The sequence below is a fragment of the Streptomyces sp. MUM 2J genome (assembly GCF_022414535.1).
In the GTDB taxonomy this organism is placed as follows: Bacteria; Actinomycetota; Actinomycetes; order Streptomycetales; family Streptomycetaceae; genus Streptomyces.
The window spans coordinates 1-14903 of record NZ_JADWYM010000056.1 but is presented as its reverse complement, the minus strand read 5'-3'; the positions used below and the strand labels follow the sequence as shown (position 1 = coordinate 14903).

Sequence of the window (14903 nt, the reverse complement as noted above, 5' to 3'; positions counted from 1 at the left end):
TCGGCCGGGGCTCAGTTGGCCCACGGGGGAGCGATACGCGTGCCGTCGGCCAGTTCCGCCTCCAGGCCGATGGAGGTGGTGACCCAGGTGATCGCCGTGTGACCGGTCGGGTTCTCCAGGGCGAGCGTGGTGCCGGGGGTGATGATGACCGTGTCCCCGGCGCCGATCCGCTCCGTGCCGCCGTCGAGCGTGACCAGCAGTTCCCCGACGAGCAGGTGGAGGATCTCCTCCCGGCTGACGGTGTGGGCGGGGGTCTTCGTCCCCGCCGGGATCTCGCCCCGCCAGGCGCACAGCTCCCTGCTGCCGCTGAGCGGAGTGGCGTACGAGACGAAACGGGCACCGTGGATCTCGTGGGTGACGGTCTCGGACGAGCGGACGACGGGCATGGGTGCCTCCGGTTCATTCGGTCAAGCAGCATGACTATATGGTCAAGCCGCTTGACTGTTTCGTCAAGGGTGTTTCAATGCGGAGGTGGAGAACTCCGAGGCCCTCGCCCTGACCGCCGCCCTGCTCGCCGCCGCCGGTGACCTGACCCGGCGCATCAACGACGGTGTCGCCGCCCGCGGCTTCGAGGGGCGGCCCGCCTACGGCTTCGCCTTCACCCGGCTGCTGCCCGACGGCGCGACGGTGACCGAACTCGCGAACCACCTGGGCGTCACCAAGCAGGCGGCCAGTCAGCTGGTCGACGAACTGGTCCGCAAGGGGTATGTCGAGCGGCGGGCGCACCCCGGGGACGCGCGGGCCCGGCTGGTCGTACTGACCGAGCGCGGCCGGGCCTGCACCAGGGCGGCGGAGGAGGCCGCGGCCGAGGTGGTGCGGGAGTGGGGCGAACGGCTGGGTGAGGGTGAAGTCCGTGTGTTGCGTGACCATCTGACCCGTATTGCGCCTTACGGTCCCCTCAGGCCCGCCTGGTGACGCCGGGCGGCGGTCACGGCATCGGCCGGTTATCACTGGAAGTTTTTACTGACGCGTAACTTCACTCTTCGACTACTCGCCCGTAACTTGACGGGTGAACAGCATCCTCGTGATCCGGATCACAGGGCGCCCCACCGTCGTACTCCCTTGAGCCGCAAGGAGATCACTCGATGCTGCCCTGGAAAAGCGTGCTCAGATCGCTGGCCGCGCTGCTGCTGACCGCCGCCGCGTTCCTCGCCCCCGCCACCGCGGCCCACGCCTCCGACGCACCCCACAGTGGCTGGAACGACTACTCCTGCAAGCCGTCCGCCACCCACCCCCGCCCCGTCGTCCTGGTCCACGGAACCCTGGGCAACTCGATCGACAACTGGCTCGGCCTCGCGCCGTACCTGAAGCACCGTGGCTACTGCGTCTTCTCCCTCGACTACGGCCAGTTGCCCGGCGTCCCCGTCTTCTACGGCCTCGGCCCCATCGACAAGTCCGCCGAGCAGTTGTCCGCGTTCGTCGACCGGGTGCTCGCCGCGACCGGCACCGCCAAGGCCGACCTCGTCGGACACTCGCAGGGCGGCGTGATGCCCCGCTACTACCTCAAGTTCCTCGGCGGCGCCGGGAAGGTGAACGCCCTCGTCGGCATCGCACCCAACAACCACGGCACCACCCTCAGCGGGCTGACCCACCTGCTGCCGTACTTCCCCGGTGCCGAGGACCTGCTCAACGCGGCCACCCCGGGCCTCGCCCAGCAGATCGCCGGATCCGACTTCATGAACCGGCTCAACGCGGGCGGCGACACCGTCCCCGGCGTCCACTACACGGTCATCGCCACCCGGTACGACGAGGTGGTCACGCCGTACCGCACCCAGTTCCTCAGCGGACCGGACGTCAGGAACGTCCTGCTCCAGGACCTGTGCGCGATCGACCTGTCCGAGCACGTGTTCATCGGACTGACGGACCGGATCGCGTTCCACGAGGTGGCCAACGCACTCGACCCCGCGCACGCCAGCCGCACCACCTGCCTGTCGGCGATCGGCTGACACCGCCGGGGTCCGGCCGGCCTGAGCCGCCGGCCGGACCCCGGACGCCTCAGCGGCGGCCCGCGGCCGCCTTCCGGCGTGCGGAGGCGAACAGCACTGCCGCACCGACGGCCAGGACGCCCGCCCCGCCCAGGGCGAGGAACGCCGTGCCGCGGCCACCGCCGGTCTCGGCGAGGCCCCGGCCGGCACCGGCGGCCCTCGGCCGGTTGGCGCCGGACTCCGTGCTGTTCTCCCCGTCGGAGCCCGAGCCGGTCCCCGGACCCGGCTGAACGGCCGGCTCGGCCGTGGCCGCCGGGTGCGCGGGCGCCGGGTCCGTGGTCGTAGCGGCGTCCTGGTCGCCGTGCCCGTGGTGCTCGATCGTCGACTTGCCGGCCCCGTCCTCGATCTGCTGCTCGGAGGGCGCGGTGGCGGCCGGGGCCGTTGCGGGGGCGCCGCCCCCCGTGACGGCACCCCCGCCGTAGGTGACGTCGGAGCAGGAGTAGAACGCCTCCGGACTGTCCGAGCGCTGCCAGATCGCATACAGCAGGTGCGGGCCGGAACGCTGCGGCAGGGTGCCGGCGAACGTGTAGAAACCGCCCGACGCCACCGGGTCGGTGACGGTCGCGACCGGATGATCCAGATCCAGGTCGGACCAGGCGAGCGGTTTCGCCGGGTCGTAACCGGACTTGGTGATGTAGACCCTGAAGGTGCCCTTGTGCGGCGCGGTCACGCGGTACTTGAAGGTGTGGGACCCGCTGCTCACGTCCGTGGCCGGCCAGTCCGTCCGGGCCAGGTCGAGGCCCTTGAACTCGTCGTTGCCCGCGCTGCACAGCCTGCCGTCCGCGATCAGCTCCTGATGGCGGCCGGCGGCGTCACCGATGCGGATGCCGTTCCAGTCGTACAGGGCCTGCGTGCCACCCTCCGAGACGGCCGCCCTGCACGCGGCGGACTGCGGGTGCTCGGGGCCCTCCGCGTAGCACTGCGCGACCCGGCTGACCGGGCCGCCCATCGATCCGTGCGCGGCGGCCGGCGCCGCGGACAGCGCGGTGAGCGCGAGCGGGGTCAGGCCGAGGGCTGCGACGGCGGCGGCCGTACGGCGTGCTGGCATGGGGGATCTCCTGGGGAACCGGTGCCGGATGGGTGCCGGGACCCAAGAAACCGTGAAATCCCGCGCCGCAGGGGGTTCGCGGCGATCTTTAGGGTCGCCTTAAGGCAGGGCTAACCGATGGTTGAGGAGGAGGGGACGGCCATCCGGGGTACGCGGTCGCCCACCCCCCCCGGTACAGGGCGTGTCGCGCGCGTGCCGTCGGCGGGACGGCCGCCCTGTCCGGGACCCCGCCCGGTGCGGGTCCGCGCTGATCGAGCCGCGAGATCGACCAGATGCGCGGACAGTGCGGCCTGTCTACGCTGAAGGGATGAAACGTGTCGTCGTCGATCGTTTCGGCGGTCCCGAGGTCTTGCGGGTCGTGGAGGACGACGATCCCCGACCGGGACCCGGTGAGGTGCGCGTCAGGGTGCTGGCCGCAGGCGTCTCGTTCACCGATGCCCAACTGCGCGCCGGGACGTACCTCGGCGTACCGCAGACGCCGTTCACGCCCGGCTACGAACTCGTCGGCGTCGTCGACGAGGTCGGCCCCGGCTGCAGGAGACTGCGGGAGGGAGACCGCGTCGGTGCGCTGACGGTGTGGGGCGCGGACGCGGAGCGCGTCTGCGTGCCGGAGGTGGAGGCGGTCGAGGTGCCCGAGGACCTCGACCCGGCGGAGCTTCTGAACCTCGTCTTCACCTACATGACCGCCTACCAGCTACTGCATCGCGTGGCGAGGGTGAAGAGCGGTGAGACGGTGCTCGTGCACGGTGCGGCCGGTGGTTGCGCACCACGAAGACCGGGCGCCTGGCGATCGACCGGGCCAAGGTCAAGACCGAGGAACGGCTGGACGGCAAGTACCTGCTGACCACCTCCGACCCGCACCTGTCCGCCGAAGAGGTCGCCACCGGCTACAAGGCGCTCCTGGAAGCCGAGCGCGGATTTCGTGATCTGAAGACGGTGCTGGAGTTGCGGCCGGTCTTCCACCGCCTGGAACACCGCATCCGGGCCCACGTGCTGCTGTGCTGGCTCGTGCTGCTGCTGATTCGCGTCGCCGAACGCTCGACCGGCCGCACCTGGAACCGGATCAGCGCCGAACTCGGCCGCATCCACGAGGTCACCCTCACCGGCGACGCCGGGCAGGTCATCCAGACCACCCCGCTCAGCCCCGAGCAGGCCTCCGTGTTCCGGGACAGCGGTATCAAGCCCCCACCGCGGATCACCACCGCCGCCCCGGCCTGACCCCAGCCGCCGCCACCCGATCCCGTGGGCACACGCCCACCCGGCCGGGAATCAAGCATTTCCGCAGATCAGCGCAGGTTTCTGCCGCTCCCACGTGCCTGCCAACTGCGGAAGCCAGGATCAGGCTCCTCGGCACCGCCCACAACCTCGGCAAACTCCTTGGTGGCACCGCAAAATCGCGCTCCTGACTACCGGACGGGAGAAGTCGCGCGACACCCTCCGGCCCGTCCAGCGGCCGCACCGAAACCGTCCAAGCCGGGCCCGGGACGGCCTCCCGGCTCGAAGAACAAGCACCGGGCCAAGCGCCACGACGTCGGCAAGACGGTCAAACGCGCCGAGTCGATCAAGCCCGCCGAGGATAAACGCCAAGCTCAGTCTACGAAGGCCACCAAATCAGTCACTGAGGGCCTTCGTCGATGAAACGATCGCTGATCATGTAACCGCCGTCCAGGGGGATGGCCGCCCCCGTGACGAAGTCCGATGCCCGGGAGGCGAGGAAGACGGTGATCCCTGCGAGGTCGGCGTCCTGACCCCAGCGGCCGACCGGGGTGCGGCGCCGGATCTCTTCGCCCCGGGGCAGCTGGGGCAAGGCACCGTTGATGGCGGTGGGGAACCATCCCGGCAGGACGGCGTTTGCCTGGATGCCGTACGGGCCCAGCTCCGCGGCCAGGGAACGGGTCATTCCGACCACGCCCGCCTTGGTCGCCGCGTACCCGGCGGAGCGGGGATGTCCGAAGGCCGAGTACACCGATCCGACGTTGATGATCTTTCCCGAGCCGGCCGCACGCATGTGGCGTGCGGCTGCACGAGCGCAGCGCAGAGATCCGGTGAGGTTGACGTCGATCATCCGCTCCCAGGCGGACAGATCGCCCTCGCTGACCGGGTCGTCCAGGTAGATGCCGGCGTTGTTGACGAGAATTCCCACACCGTGATCGCGTCCGATGTCATCGAACAATCGGGCGACCGCTGCGGCGTCCGTGACATCGAGAGGCCGGACGTCGAACTCGCCGGAGACGGCGGCGTTCTTGTCCGCGTCCTGTCCGGTGACGAGGAGTGTGGCACCGGCGTCCCGCAGGGCGCGGGCCATCGCCAGGCCCAAGCCGCCATTGCCGCCGGTCACCACGGCGAGCCGGCCGTGCAGTGAGAACAGGTCGGCGAGACGCGGCGTCACGAAGGACTCCGGGTGGACCGTAGGTGGTGCGCGACCAGGTTCACTGCGGACACCAGGTCCGCGCGGTCCTGATCGCCCATTGAAGCCGACAGGGGGATGTCGACTGTCCTGGCGACGTGGTGAACGGAGGAGACCAGGGGGTCGTCAGGGTCGTCTGCGGCCTCCGCCAGGAAGCGCCAGTTCCAGAAGGCGCGGACGTTGCGGTCTGTCGGATCGCCGAACGCGCGGGCGTCGATGCCCTCGCCGCGCAAGGCCCGGGCGAACCACTCTGCGGCCGCCGCACCGGATTCGATCACCAAGAGCAAGGCGTCGCCCAGTATCGCCCCTTCGATCGGTCTGCGGACGCGGATGCCCTTGATGCCTTCCAACTCGGCGCTGACCTTTGCATAGTTTGCGGCGAGGTTCTCCAGCCGCAGCGGCAGGGAGCCGAGCTGGGTGGTGGCCAGTGCACCGCGCAGCTCGTCCATCCGGAGGCTGTACAGGGGCAGAGCGAGGTCGTCCAGTTCGGCCGTCGCGAAGTGCCGACGCACCCGTCCTTCGTACGCCCCGGACAGGACCGTGGCACGGGCCAGGAGGTCGAGGTCGTCACTGACGAGGATTCCGCCCTCGCCGGTGTTGATACTCTTGTCGGACTGGGTGCTGAAGGCGCCGGCCAGGCCGAACGTACCGAGGTGCCGACCGCGCAGCTGCACACCCATGGCCGGCACTGCGTCCTCGAAGACGGGCACACCCGCCTGGTCCGCCAGCGCCACGATCGCGTCCATGTCCTCGGCCGCGCCGCGCATGTGCACCGCCATCACCGCATCGACGTGCCGCATGGTCCGGCTGAGTGCGTCCAGGTCGATGTGCAGGTCCTCGTCGACGGGAACCAGTACCGGTTCTGCGCCCGCCAGGAGGATCGCGCTCGGGGTCGCCGCGAAGGTGAATACCGGGCAGGCCACCCGGCTTCCCGCCCCGATACCGGCTGCCATCAGGCTCAGGGCTAAGGCGGCGGTGCCGCTGGAGACAGCCAGCGTGCCGGCACTGCCGCAAAGGCGGCGGAAGAGCTCCTCGAATCTGCCGACCTCGGTCTCCGCGTGCGGCCTGGTGTCGTACCGGAACAGGCGTCGGCTGCGGATCACGCGGACCGCGGCCTCCTCCTCGGCCTCCCCGAGGAACCAGTCACCCTTGTCGTACGTGGGCCACGGGGCCGTGCGGATCGGCGTGCCGCCTTCGATGGCCAGCGCCCGGGGAGGGACTGTCCTAGTCGTCATCGTGTACTCCCATCTCTCATCTACTTCCGGTCAGTCGTCGGGCGTCACCGAGCTTCTCGCGCCTCCCCGGTGAGACGCAGGCGGTGGAGTCCTGGGCCCGCTTGTGCCGCGGCCTCCAGAGGCGCTTTCAGCGCGCGGCGGCGGGCGTTCCCCTGCGTAGACGGGGTTTGCCGATAGGTGCGTGTACGGGAGGCCTACCGGGACCGCGGCGCGGGGCCCGCGGACCGCGGCTCAGCTCGGCCCCGGATCTCCGGAACCGGGCCATGCGACAGCCGTTGAGATATCCGACGACCGTGGGTGACGCTCCATCGCCCCGCCCTGTGTCGTGTCGAAGGCCCGCCAGGATCTCAACTGCCGACAGATGCTTTCGATGCGGATCGCTTCAAGAGGCGCTGCCGGAGGGCCGGCCCTCCGGCTGGTTCCGGGCCCTGCTCGTCAGCGAACCGGCTCGCAAGCGGTACGGTCAGTCGCCTGCCATCACGCCGACCAGGGACTTCGGGCGCATGTCGGTCCAGGTCTTCTCGATGAAGTCGACGCAGTCCTGGCGGGAAGCCTCACCGAAGGCCAGCTCCCAGCCGGCGGGGACCTCGGCGAAGGTCGGCCAGAGTGAGAACTGGTTCTCCGAATTGACCAGGACGAGATAGGGAGCTTCCTGGTCCTCGAACGGATTCGCCATGAGTATCTCCTTAGCAGAGTTGGGGACTGGCCCGGTGCCTGTCACCCGGTTTCCCGACCCGCAGCTTCAAACCGAGCATGCGGTTCTCCGATGGGTGTAGATCCAATCAGGGTTCCAAGCTCCCCGAGCAGACCGGTTCTTCAGGGCAGCAGGCCTGCGACGTGGGGTGGCCCCTCAAAGGATCTGCACCCTTCTCCGATTGCTCACCGGCTGGTATGCGCCGTCGTCATGCGTACGGTTCCGGTGAGGCGGTAGACCCTAGCCGCGTCACCCATCCAAGGCTGCGACGGGCGGTCGAGTTCGGGTATGCAGCCCGTGTTCGCCGCTGGCGAGGATCCATCTCGTCGTGCTGCCGTCGCAGCGTACACGGGGGTGCTGCGAGAGGAACCGAGGCCGTCCCAGCCGGACCGTAAAGCGAGTGCCCGAGAGCGAACAGCATGTTCCGTCGGTGCCGTCGTCTTGCGTAGCAGACCGGGTGGCACAGCCAGCCGGCCAGTCCGGCCGCGCTCTGCCCCGCGTCGTCTTTCACCGCCACACAGTCCTCCAGTCGGTTCCCCTGCACCGAGACCGCCGAAGTCAGCAGATGATCGCCCTGGGATGTCCCGGTTCAGCTCCCTTCGAAATGATGGATATGGGCGAACAGGCAGTACGGTGCCGGCCGCCCTGACGGAACAACGTAGCCGTCCGTCCTTCATCAGGTACAGGACTCCGCGAAATCGCAGTAGATTCACACGAGTTGCACAGGTTGCAGGCGCACCGCCGAATCGCTTGACTGACAGTTGACCGTGTGGCAGCGTTGCCGCGTCAAATGGGTTTCAAGATCGCCAACACGGCGACTTCTGCCCATGCTTCGCAGGGCCGCGTTCCGGTGTCCACGGGACCGAATTCTTTAGACCGTCGGCCCGCTACCGTATCGGAGGGATCTGCAGGCGGAACCGTGCGTACTTTAAGGCGAGCCCAGCTCGCGGATTTCCACACAACGCTGCGGTGAGATCAAGGATCCCCAGGGCGGGGGGCATCTCGGGCGCCCTACCCGCACCTTCACTGCGCCAAGCCGCGACGTCTCAATTCGGCGAAATGCGGCTGCACTCCTTGGGGCTCGCGCAATCTCAACCGGATTGAGCGGAGAGGGCTGTATGTAAGACGAAATCAGAGGATAGTCTTCCGTCTGGTGTCGGGTAGTGAGGAGTTGCCTGAACCCGCTTCTGCGCCTCGTCTGCTTTCCGCGCGCGGGAGGCGCAGCCGGCTTCTTTCGCTCCTGGGTAGATCTTATTCCGGAGGGCGTCGAGCTCATCGCCGTCCGCTACCCGGGCCGGGCGGACCCGGATCTGCGACGCGCCGGTCACGACCATGGCTGAACTGTCGGTACCGCTTGCGGCCGCTTGTGCGCACCTCTCCGGCGCACATCAAGTGCCTCTGGCGTTCTTCGGCCACAGCATGGGCGCTTCCGTCGCCCACGAAGTCGCTCTGCGCCTGACGTCACAGACCCACGGCGGCGGCCCTGCGCAACTCTTCGCCTCCGGTCGGCCCGGACCCGGAAGGGCCGATGGTCGGGGCCTCGCGGACGCAAGCGACGAAGAACTGAAGAGGACCTTATCGACATGGGGGGAACGGACACGGCTGCGTTTGCCCACCCTGAACTGCGTGCGCTGTTGCTTCCGGCGATCCGCGCGGACTACGTGCTCGTCGAAGGGCACGATGCAGCGCCTGCTCCGGAGAGCATTCTGGACATCCCCGTCTTCGCCTACTAGGGCGACCAGGACCAGGAGGCTGCACAACCCGTTGTTCCGTAGAAACACATGAGCACGTCCAGTTCAATCCGGTCGGCTGGAGGACCGGACCATGCAAGAGGATTCGGGCCCCCGGATGCGGTGCTCGCTTCATAGAGTCGGTCGAACAAAACGCTGAGGTGCAGAACATGTCCGAGTACGTAGACGGCCGCCGGAGCCTCACGGCAGGACAGCTGGGAATCTGGAACGCCCAGCGGCTCGAGCCGGACAGCCCTGCCTACAATATCGGTGAGTACCTGGAAATTCACGGAAGGCTGGACACGGTCCTGTTCGAGTCGGCACTCGGGCAGACGATCGAAGAAGTCGACGCCGCTCGTTTGCGCTTCTCGGTGAACGACGGCGACGTCTCACAGTGCTTAGGACGGGATGTCGACTGGTTCTTGAACCGGATCGACCTGAGCTCCGCGACCGATCCGCGCGCGGCTGCAGAGGAATGGATGCGGGCCGACATGCGCCGTCCGTTCGACGTTCTGAAGGGGCCACTGTTCAATATCGCGCTCTTCAAGGTCGCGGAGGACCTCTACTTCTGGTACCAGCGGACCCACCACCTGATCGTTGACGCATACAGCGCCTCGCTGGTGGCGGCCCGTTGTGCAGAGATATACACCGCTCTCGCCCACGGGACGTCCACCGCGGATGGGACCCTCCAGTCGGTTACAGTACTGATGGACGCGGACGCCGCATATCGGACCTCTGCGGAGTTCGAGTGCGATCGCGATTTCTGGGTGGGTGTCCTCGCAGACCTACCCGAAACGCTGCGCCCCAGCGGTCCGTCCGCGACGGGCTCGCTGGGATCATCAATCCGGGCCTCGATGGAGATCCCGTCGGCGGACGCTGTGGAACTTAGGGCAGCGGCTCGGCGTCTGAAGACGGGCTTCCCCGTGCTCCTCATTGCGGCTGCCGCGGTATGCCTCAGCCGGAGTGCCGGGTCGGACGAGATCATCCTCGGTATCCCAACCCTCGGGCGCAAGGGGAGCACTGAGCGCAAGATTCCCGGCATGATGGCGAATGTCCTGCCAGTCCGTTTCCGGGTACGTCAGGAGAGCACGCTGGAAGCGTTCATCCGTGACACCTCACGGAGTCTTCGGGAAGCTATCCGGCATCAGCAGTACCGCTACGAGGACATGCTGCGCGACGTGCAGCTTGTCGGCCGCGGAAGTCTCTTTTCCACGGTCGTGAACGTCATGTCGTTCCCCTACGACATGACCTTTGACGATCTTTCCGTCACCGCACACAACCTCTCGGTTGGCAATACCCATGAACTCTGCATATCCGTCTACGAAAGGTCGGTCGGCGACGCCCTCGATATCGCCTTCGACGCGAACTCCGCACTCCATGACCCGGAATCGAACAAGCTCACGGCCGAACTCTACCGTAACGCGCTGGTCTGGGTGGCCAAGGCCGCTCCTCAGGACCGGGTCGGCCAATGGGAGGTCTTGGATGCGGCGGAGCGTGAACAACTGCTGGTGGAGTTCAATGACACGGCGCGGTCGGTGCCGGATGCCACGGTGGTGGAGTTGTTCGAGGCCCGTGCCGCGCGGGCCCCGGAGGCGGTGGCGGTGGTCGGCGACGACGGCACCCGGCTGACCTATGCGGAGCTGAACGCACGGGCCAACCGCCTGGCCCGGTTGCTGGTGGAACACGGTGCGGGCCCGGAGGCCCGGGTCGCGGTGCTGATGGAACGCTCACCACAGATGGTGACCGCGCTGTTGGCGGTCCTGAAGAGCGGCGCGGCGTACGTACCGCTGGACCCGGCCTACCCCGGCGAACGGATCGCCTACATGCTCGGTGACACCCGGCCCGCAGTCCTGCTCACGAGTGACGGGTTGCCGGTGCCCCGGCATGATGTGTCGCTGCACACCATCGCTCTCGATATCCCCCAGACCGCCACCCGCCTGGCCGAACTACCCGCCGGCGACCTCCGTGACAGCGACCGGAGGAGTCCTCTGCTGCCGTCGCATCCGGCGTACGTGATCTACACATCGGGCTCCACCGGCCGGCCCAAGGGCGTCGTCCTACCGCACCGAGGCATCGACCGGCTGGTCCACAAGACGGAACGTTTCCCGATCACCCCGGACGATGTTCTCGCTCATACGGTGTCGCCTTCCTTCGACGGCGCCATCCCAGAGATCTGGGGGGCGCTGCTGAACGGTGCGACCCTGGCCGTCGCCCCGGCGCAGATCCTGTCCGTCGCCGAGCTGCGCGCGTTCCTCACCCGCTGTGCAGTGACCGCCGCGACGCTGCCCACGGGGTTGTTCCACGAGGTGGTGGACATCGATCCGGACTCACTGGCTGGCCTGCGCTGGCTTCTCGTCGGTGGTGAGGCGCTCTCCCCCCGGCACTGCCGTGCCCTGCTCCACCACCTGCCCGCACTGCGGCTGGTCAACGGATACGGTCCCACAGAGAACACCACCTGGACCACCACCTACCCGGTCCCCGCCGGTTTCCCCGGCGACAGTACGGGTGTGCCTGTCGGCGCTCCCATCCCCGACACCCGTGTCTACGTGCTGGACGCTGCCCTGCAGCCGTGCCCGCCGGGGGTGGCCGGTGAGTTGTACCTGGCCGGTGCGGGTCTGGCGCGTGGATATCTGAACCGTCCGGGTCTGACGGCGGAGCGGTTCGTGGCCGATCCGTACGGCATCACGCCGGGCGGGCGGATGTACCGCACCGGTGACCTGGCCCGCTGGAACGCCGATGGTGTGCTGGAGTTCCTGGGACGTACGGACGGTCAGGTGAAGCTGCGGGGGTTCCGGATCGAGCTGGGCGAGGTCGAGGCCGCCGTGGCCGGCTGTGCGGGAGTGGCGCAGGCCGTGGTGGTGGTGCGCGAGGAACGTCCGGGAGACAGGCGTCTGGTCGCCTACGTCGTACCGGCCGCGGGTGATGGCCCGGACGACACCGCCCGTCTGACCACGCAAATTCGCACCCGTGCGGCGGCGATGCTGCCGCAGTACATGGTGCCGTCGGCATTCGTGGTGCTCGAGGCGCTTCCGTTGACAATCAACGGCAAGGTGGACCGTGGGGCCCTGCCCGCACCCGAGTGGAACACAGCCGGCTCCTACCGTGCGCCTGCCACCGAACGCGAGGAGATCCTGTGCGCCCTGTTCGCGGAGGTCCTCGGCGTCCCGCGGGTCGGGATGGACGACAGCTTCTTCGAACTCGGCGGAGACTCCCTGCTGGCAACACGCCTCATCGGCCGCATTCGAACGGCTATGGGTCTGGAGCTTGACATGAAGCCACTGTTCGAAAACCCCACAGTCGCCGGAGTCGTCAATCGACTCGGCGACATGAAGAAGGCGCGTCCGGTATTGCGCCGCATGGACAAGTCGAACTACAAGGAGCACTCATGATTCCGGTGTCGTTTGCTCAGCGGTCTTTGTGGTTCCTGGGTCGGCTGGAGGGGCCGAGCGCGACGTACAACGTTCCGTTGGTGGTGCGGCTGCGTGGTGAGCTTGATCTGAAGGCGCTGGATTTGGCGCTGGTGGATGTGGTGGGTCGGCATGAGAGCCTGCGGACGGTGTTCGTGGAGGTGGACGGCCAGCCGTACCAGCGGATTTTGTCGGTGGAGGAGGCTGCTCCGACGCTCGTGGTGCGGGAGAGCGACGGCGAGCGTATCTCGGCTGATGTCGCGGAAGTGTCGGCTTACGCGTTTGATCTGGAGTCTGAGATTCCAGTGAGGACGTGGCTGTTCGACGTCGCACCGGGTGAGTGGGTTCTGGTCGCGGTGGTGCATCACATTGCGGGTGACGGCTGGTCGTTAGGTCCCTTTGCGCGGGATCTGGGAGTGGCGTATGCGAGCCGGTGTGAGGGTGCAGCTCCTCGGTGGGAGCCGTTGCCGGTGCAGTACACGGATTACACGTTGTGGCAGCGTGAGCTGCTGGGAGACGAGGGTGATCCTGACAGTACGGTTGCGGGGCAGATGGAGTTCTGGCGGGGTGAGCTTGCCGGGATTCCGCAGGAGTTGGCTCTGCCGCTCGACCGGCCGCGTCCGGTGGCGGCGTCGTATCTGGGTGATGTGGTGGAGCTGGCGCTCGATGCGCGGGTGCACCGTGCTGTGGTGAGCCTTGCGCGTGAGCGTGGAGCGAGCGTGTTCATGGTGCTGCAGGCCGCGGTGGCGGCTTTGCTGTCCCGGTTGGGTGCGGGCACTGATATTCCGATTGGTTCGCCGGTGGCGGGGCGGTCGGATGAGGCACTGGATGATCTGGTCGGGTTCTTTGTGAACACGCTGGTGCTGCGGACGGATGTGTCGGGGGATCCGTCGTTCGCGGAACTGGTGGAACGGGCTCGGGAGACGGATCTGCGGGCGTTCGGGGCGCAGGATGTGCCGTTCGAGCGTTTGGTGGAGGTGCTGAACCCTGTCCGGTCAATGGCGCGGCATCCGTTGTTCCAGGTGGCGTTGGCGTTCCAGACCGCGCCGGCGTCGGAGCTGGTGATGCCGGGTCTGGAGGTGGTGGTCGAGTTGGGGGGGACGCAGACGGCGAAGTTCGATCTGTCGTTCCATCTGGCGGAGTCCTTCACCGGGCGGGGTGAGCCGGCCGGGATCACGGGTGGGATCGAGTTCGCCACAGATTTGTTCGACCGCTCCACGATCGAGAGGATGGCCGGCTGGCTGGCCCGTCTGCTGGAGGAGGTTCTGGCCGATCCGGAGCGGCCGGTCAGCCGGGCACGCGTTGCCGACGACGCCGAGCGGTACCTGGTACTGGAAGAGTGGAACGACACCGCTGTTGCGGTGGCGGACGACACACTGCCTGTGTTGTTCGAAGAGCAGGTCGCGCGGACACCGGATTCCGTCGCGGTGGTGTTCGACGGCGTGGAGGTGTCGTATCGCGAGGTGAATAAGCGGGCGAACCGGCTGGCGCGGCTGCTGGCCGGGCAGGGTGCGGGTCCGGAGCGGTTCGTCGCCATCGCCCTGCCCCGTTCCATCGACCTGGTGACCGCGCTGCTGGCCGTGCTGAAGACCGGTGCCGCCTATGTGCCCGTCGACCCGGACTACCCCGTCGACCGCATCGCCTGCATCCTCGACGACGCCGACCCGATGTGTGTGGTCACGCTGCAGGACAACAGCGGGGTCGAGCTGCCGGCCGGTACCACCCGGATCGCCCTCGACGACCCGGCCACGCAGCACGCTCTCGATGCGCAGGCGACGGAGGACCTCACCGATGCCGAGCGGGTTGCTCCCCTGGATGCGCACATGCTGGCATATGTGATCTACACATCGGGTTCCACTGGGCGGCCCAAGGGCGTCGTCGTCGGCCACGGCGCACTCGTCAACCACCTCGCCGCCGTCGCCGAACGCGTCCCACTCCGCGCAGGCGATCGCCTCGTCGCCGTGACGACGGTCTCTTTCGACATCGCCGCCCTTGAGCTATTTCTGCCCCTCGTCTCCGGCGCCGCCGTCGTCCTCGCCCACCGCGATACCGTTCGCGACCCGGTCGCCCTGCGCGACTTGGTCCGCACCAGCGGCGCCACCGTCCTGCAGGCCGTGCCTTCCCTGTGGCGCGCTCTACTCGAAGCAGGCGACTGGCCAGCGGGCGTGCGCGCCTTGGTCGGCGGCGAGGCAGTGCCCGAGGAGTTGGCCGCCCGGCTGCGCGCCCTGGATGTGACCGCCGTCAACCTGTACGGACCTACCGAGGCCACCATCTGGGCCACCTCCGCCGAGGTCGCCGAGGACCCCACGGTCATCGGCCGTCCTTTCGCCAACACCCGCGTCTATGTGCTGGATGCCGCCCTGCAGCCCTGCCCTCCAGGAGTGGCGGGCGAACTCT

13 protein-coding genes and 2 pseudogenes are annotated in these 14903 nt (G+C 68.0%); 10 read left to right on the top strand and 5 right to left on the bottom strand.

Annotated elements, in window-relative coordinates; all coding sequences use genetic code 11:
• Nucleotides 1-11: 11 nt before the first annotated feature.
• Nucleotides 12-386, bottom strand: coding sequence for a cupin domain-containing protein (locus tag I3F54_RS29380; protein ID WP_240121965.1), 375 nt, complete (start codon nt 384-386; stop codon nt 12-14).
• Nucleotides 387-471: 85 nt separating this feature from the next.
• On the opposite strand from I3F54_RS29380, the gene I3F54_RS29375 reads away from it, so the two are divergent.
• Together I3F54_RS29375 and I3F54_RS29370 are read left to right on the top strand one after the other, a co-directional pair.
• Nucleotides 472-915, top strand: a complete 444-nt coding sequence (locus tag I3F54_RS29375; protein WP_240121964.1) for a MarR family winged helix-turn-helix transcriptional regulator — start codon at nt 472-474, stop codon at nt 913-915.
• 170 nt (nt 916-1085) lie between these two features.
• Complete coding sequence (locus tag I3F54_RS29370) at nt 1086-1946, top strand: triacylglycerol lipase (RefSeq protein ID WP_240121963.1); 861 nt, start codon at nt 1086-1088, stop codon at nt 1944-1946.
• 49 nt (nt 1947-1995) lie between these two features.
• Here I3F54_RS29370 and I3F54_RS29365 read toward each other — a convergent pair whose 3' ends face one another.
• The gene (locus tag I3F54_RS29365) at nt 1996-3033 is read right to left on the bottom strand and encodes a lytic polysaccharide monooxygenase (RefSeq protein WP_240121962.1); all 1038 of its coding nucleotides are present in this window, start codon (nt 3031-3033) and stop codon (nt 1996-1998) included.
• 307 nt (nt 3034-3340) lie between these two features.
• Between I3F54_RS29365 and I3F54_RS29360 the strand changes: the two genes are divergently transcribed.
• The 3 genes and pseudogenes from I3F54_RS29360 to I3F54_RS32450 all read left to right on the top strand — a co-directional run.
• Nucleotides 3341-3877: an alcohol dehydrogenase catalytic domain-containing protein gene (locus I3F54_RS29360; RefSeq protein WP_240121961.1), complete on the top strand. Its 537-nt coding sequence runs from the start codon at nt 3341-3343 to the stop codon at nt 3875-3877.
• Nucleotides 3793-4251 carry a hypothetical protein gene (locus I3F54_RS29355; RefSeq protein WP_240121960.1) on the top strand — a complete coding sequence of 153 codons (459 nt, stop codon included), beginning with the start codon at nt 3793-3795 and terminating at the stop codon, nt 4249-4251. The genes I3F54_RS29360 and I3F54_RS29355 overlap by 85 nt, the downstream gene beginning before the upstream one ends.
• Nucleotides 4252-4464: 213 nt before the next feature.
• Nucleotides 4465-4671: pseudogene (locus I3F54_RS32450) on the top strand (hypothetical protein); the annotation flags it as partial.
• On the opposite strand, the gene I3F54_RS29345 reads toward I3F54_RS32450, so the two are convergent.
• The 3 genes from I3F54_RS29345 to I3F54_RS29335 all read right to left on the bottom strand — a co-directional run bounded on the left by I3F54_RS29345 (nt 4649) and on the right by I3F54_RS29335 (nt 7351).
• The gene (locus I3F54_RS29345; RefSeq protein WP_240121959.1) at nt 4649-5422 is read right to left on the bottom strand and encodes an SDR family NAD(P)-dependent oxidoreductase; all 774 of its coding nucleotides are present in this window, start codon (nt 5420-5422) and stop codon (nt 4649-4651) included. The pseudogene I3F54_RS32450 and the gene I3F54_RS29345 sit on opposite strands and share 23 nt — an antisense overlap.
• On the bottom strand, nt 5419-6675 hold the full coding sequence (locus I3F54_RS29340) for a DegT/DnrJ/EryC1/StrS aminotransferase family protein (protein ID WP_240121958.1): 1257 nt from the start codon (nt 6673-6675) through the stop codon (nt 5419-5421). The genes I3F54_RS29345 and I3F54_RS29340 overlap by 4 nt, the downstream gene beginning before the upstream one ends.
• 463 nt (nt 6676-7138) lie before the next feature.
• Entirely contained in the window at nt 7139-7351 is a 213-nt protein-coding gene (locus tag I3F54_RS29335; RefSeq protein ID WP_240121957.1) for an MbtH family protein, read from the bottom strand.
• A gap of 1181 nt (nt 7352-8532) precedes the next feature.
• Here I3F54_RS29335 and I3F54_RS32640 point away from each other — a divergent pair.
• From I3F54_RS32640 to I3F54_RS29320, 5 genes and pseudogenes are all read left to right on the top strand, one after another.
• On the top strand, nt 8533-8709 hold the full coding sequence (locus I3F54_RS32640; RefSeq protein ID WP_374205981.1) for a thioesterase domain-containing protein: 177 nt from the start codon (nt 8533-8535) through the stop codon (nt 8707-8709).
• Nucleotides 8702-8926, top strand: a pseudogene (locus tag I3F54_RS32635) (thioesterase domain-containing protein); the annotation flags it as partial. The gene I3F54_RS32640 and the pseudogene I3F54_RS32635, both read left to right, overlap by 8 nt.
• Before the next feature lie 26 nt (nt 8927-8952).
• Nucleotides 8953-9102: a hypothetical protein gene (locus tag I3F54_RS29330; protein ID WP_240121956.1), complete on the top strand. Its 150-nt coding sequence runs from the start codon at nt 8953-8955 to the stop codon at nt 9100-9102.
• Between the two features lie 167 nt (nt 9103-9269).
• Complete coding sequence (locus I3F54_RS29325; protein WP_240121955.1) at nt 9270-12488, top strand: amino acid adenylation domain-containing protein; 3219 nt, start codon at nt 9270-9272, stop codon at nt 12486-12488.
• On the top strand, nt 12485-14903 hold a 2419-nt coding region (locus I3F54_RS29320), incomplete at its 3' end, for a condensation domain-containing protein (RefSeq protein ID WP_240121954.1). The genes I3F54_RS29325 and I3F54_RS29320, both read left to right, overlap by 4 nt.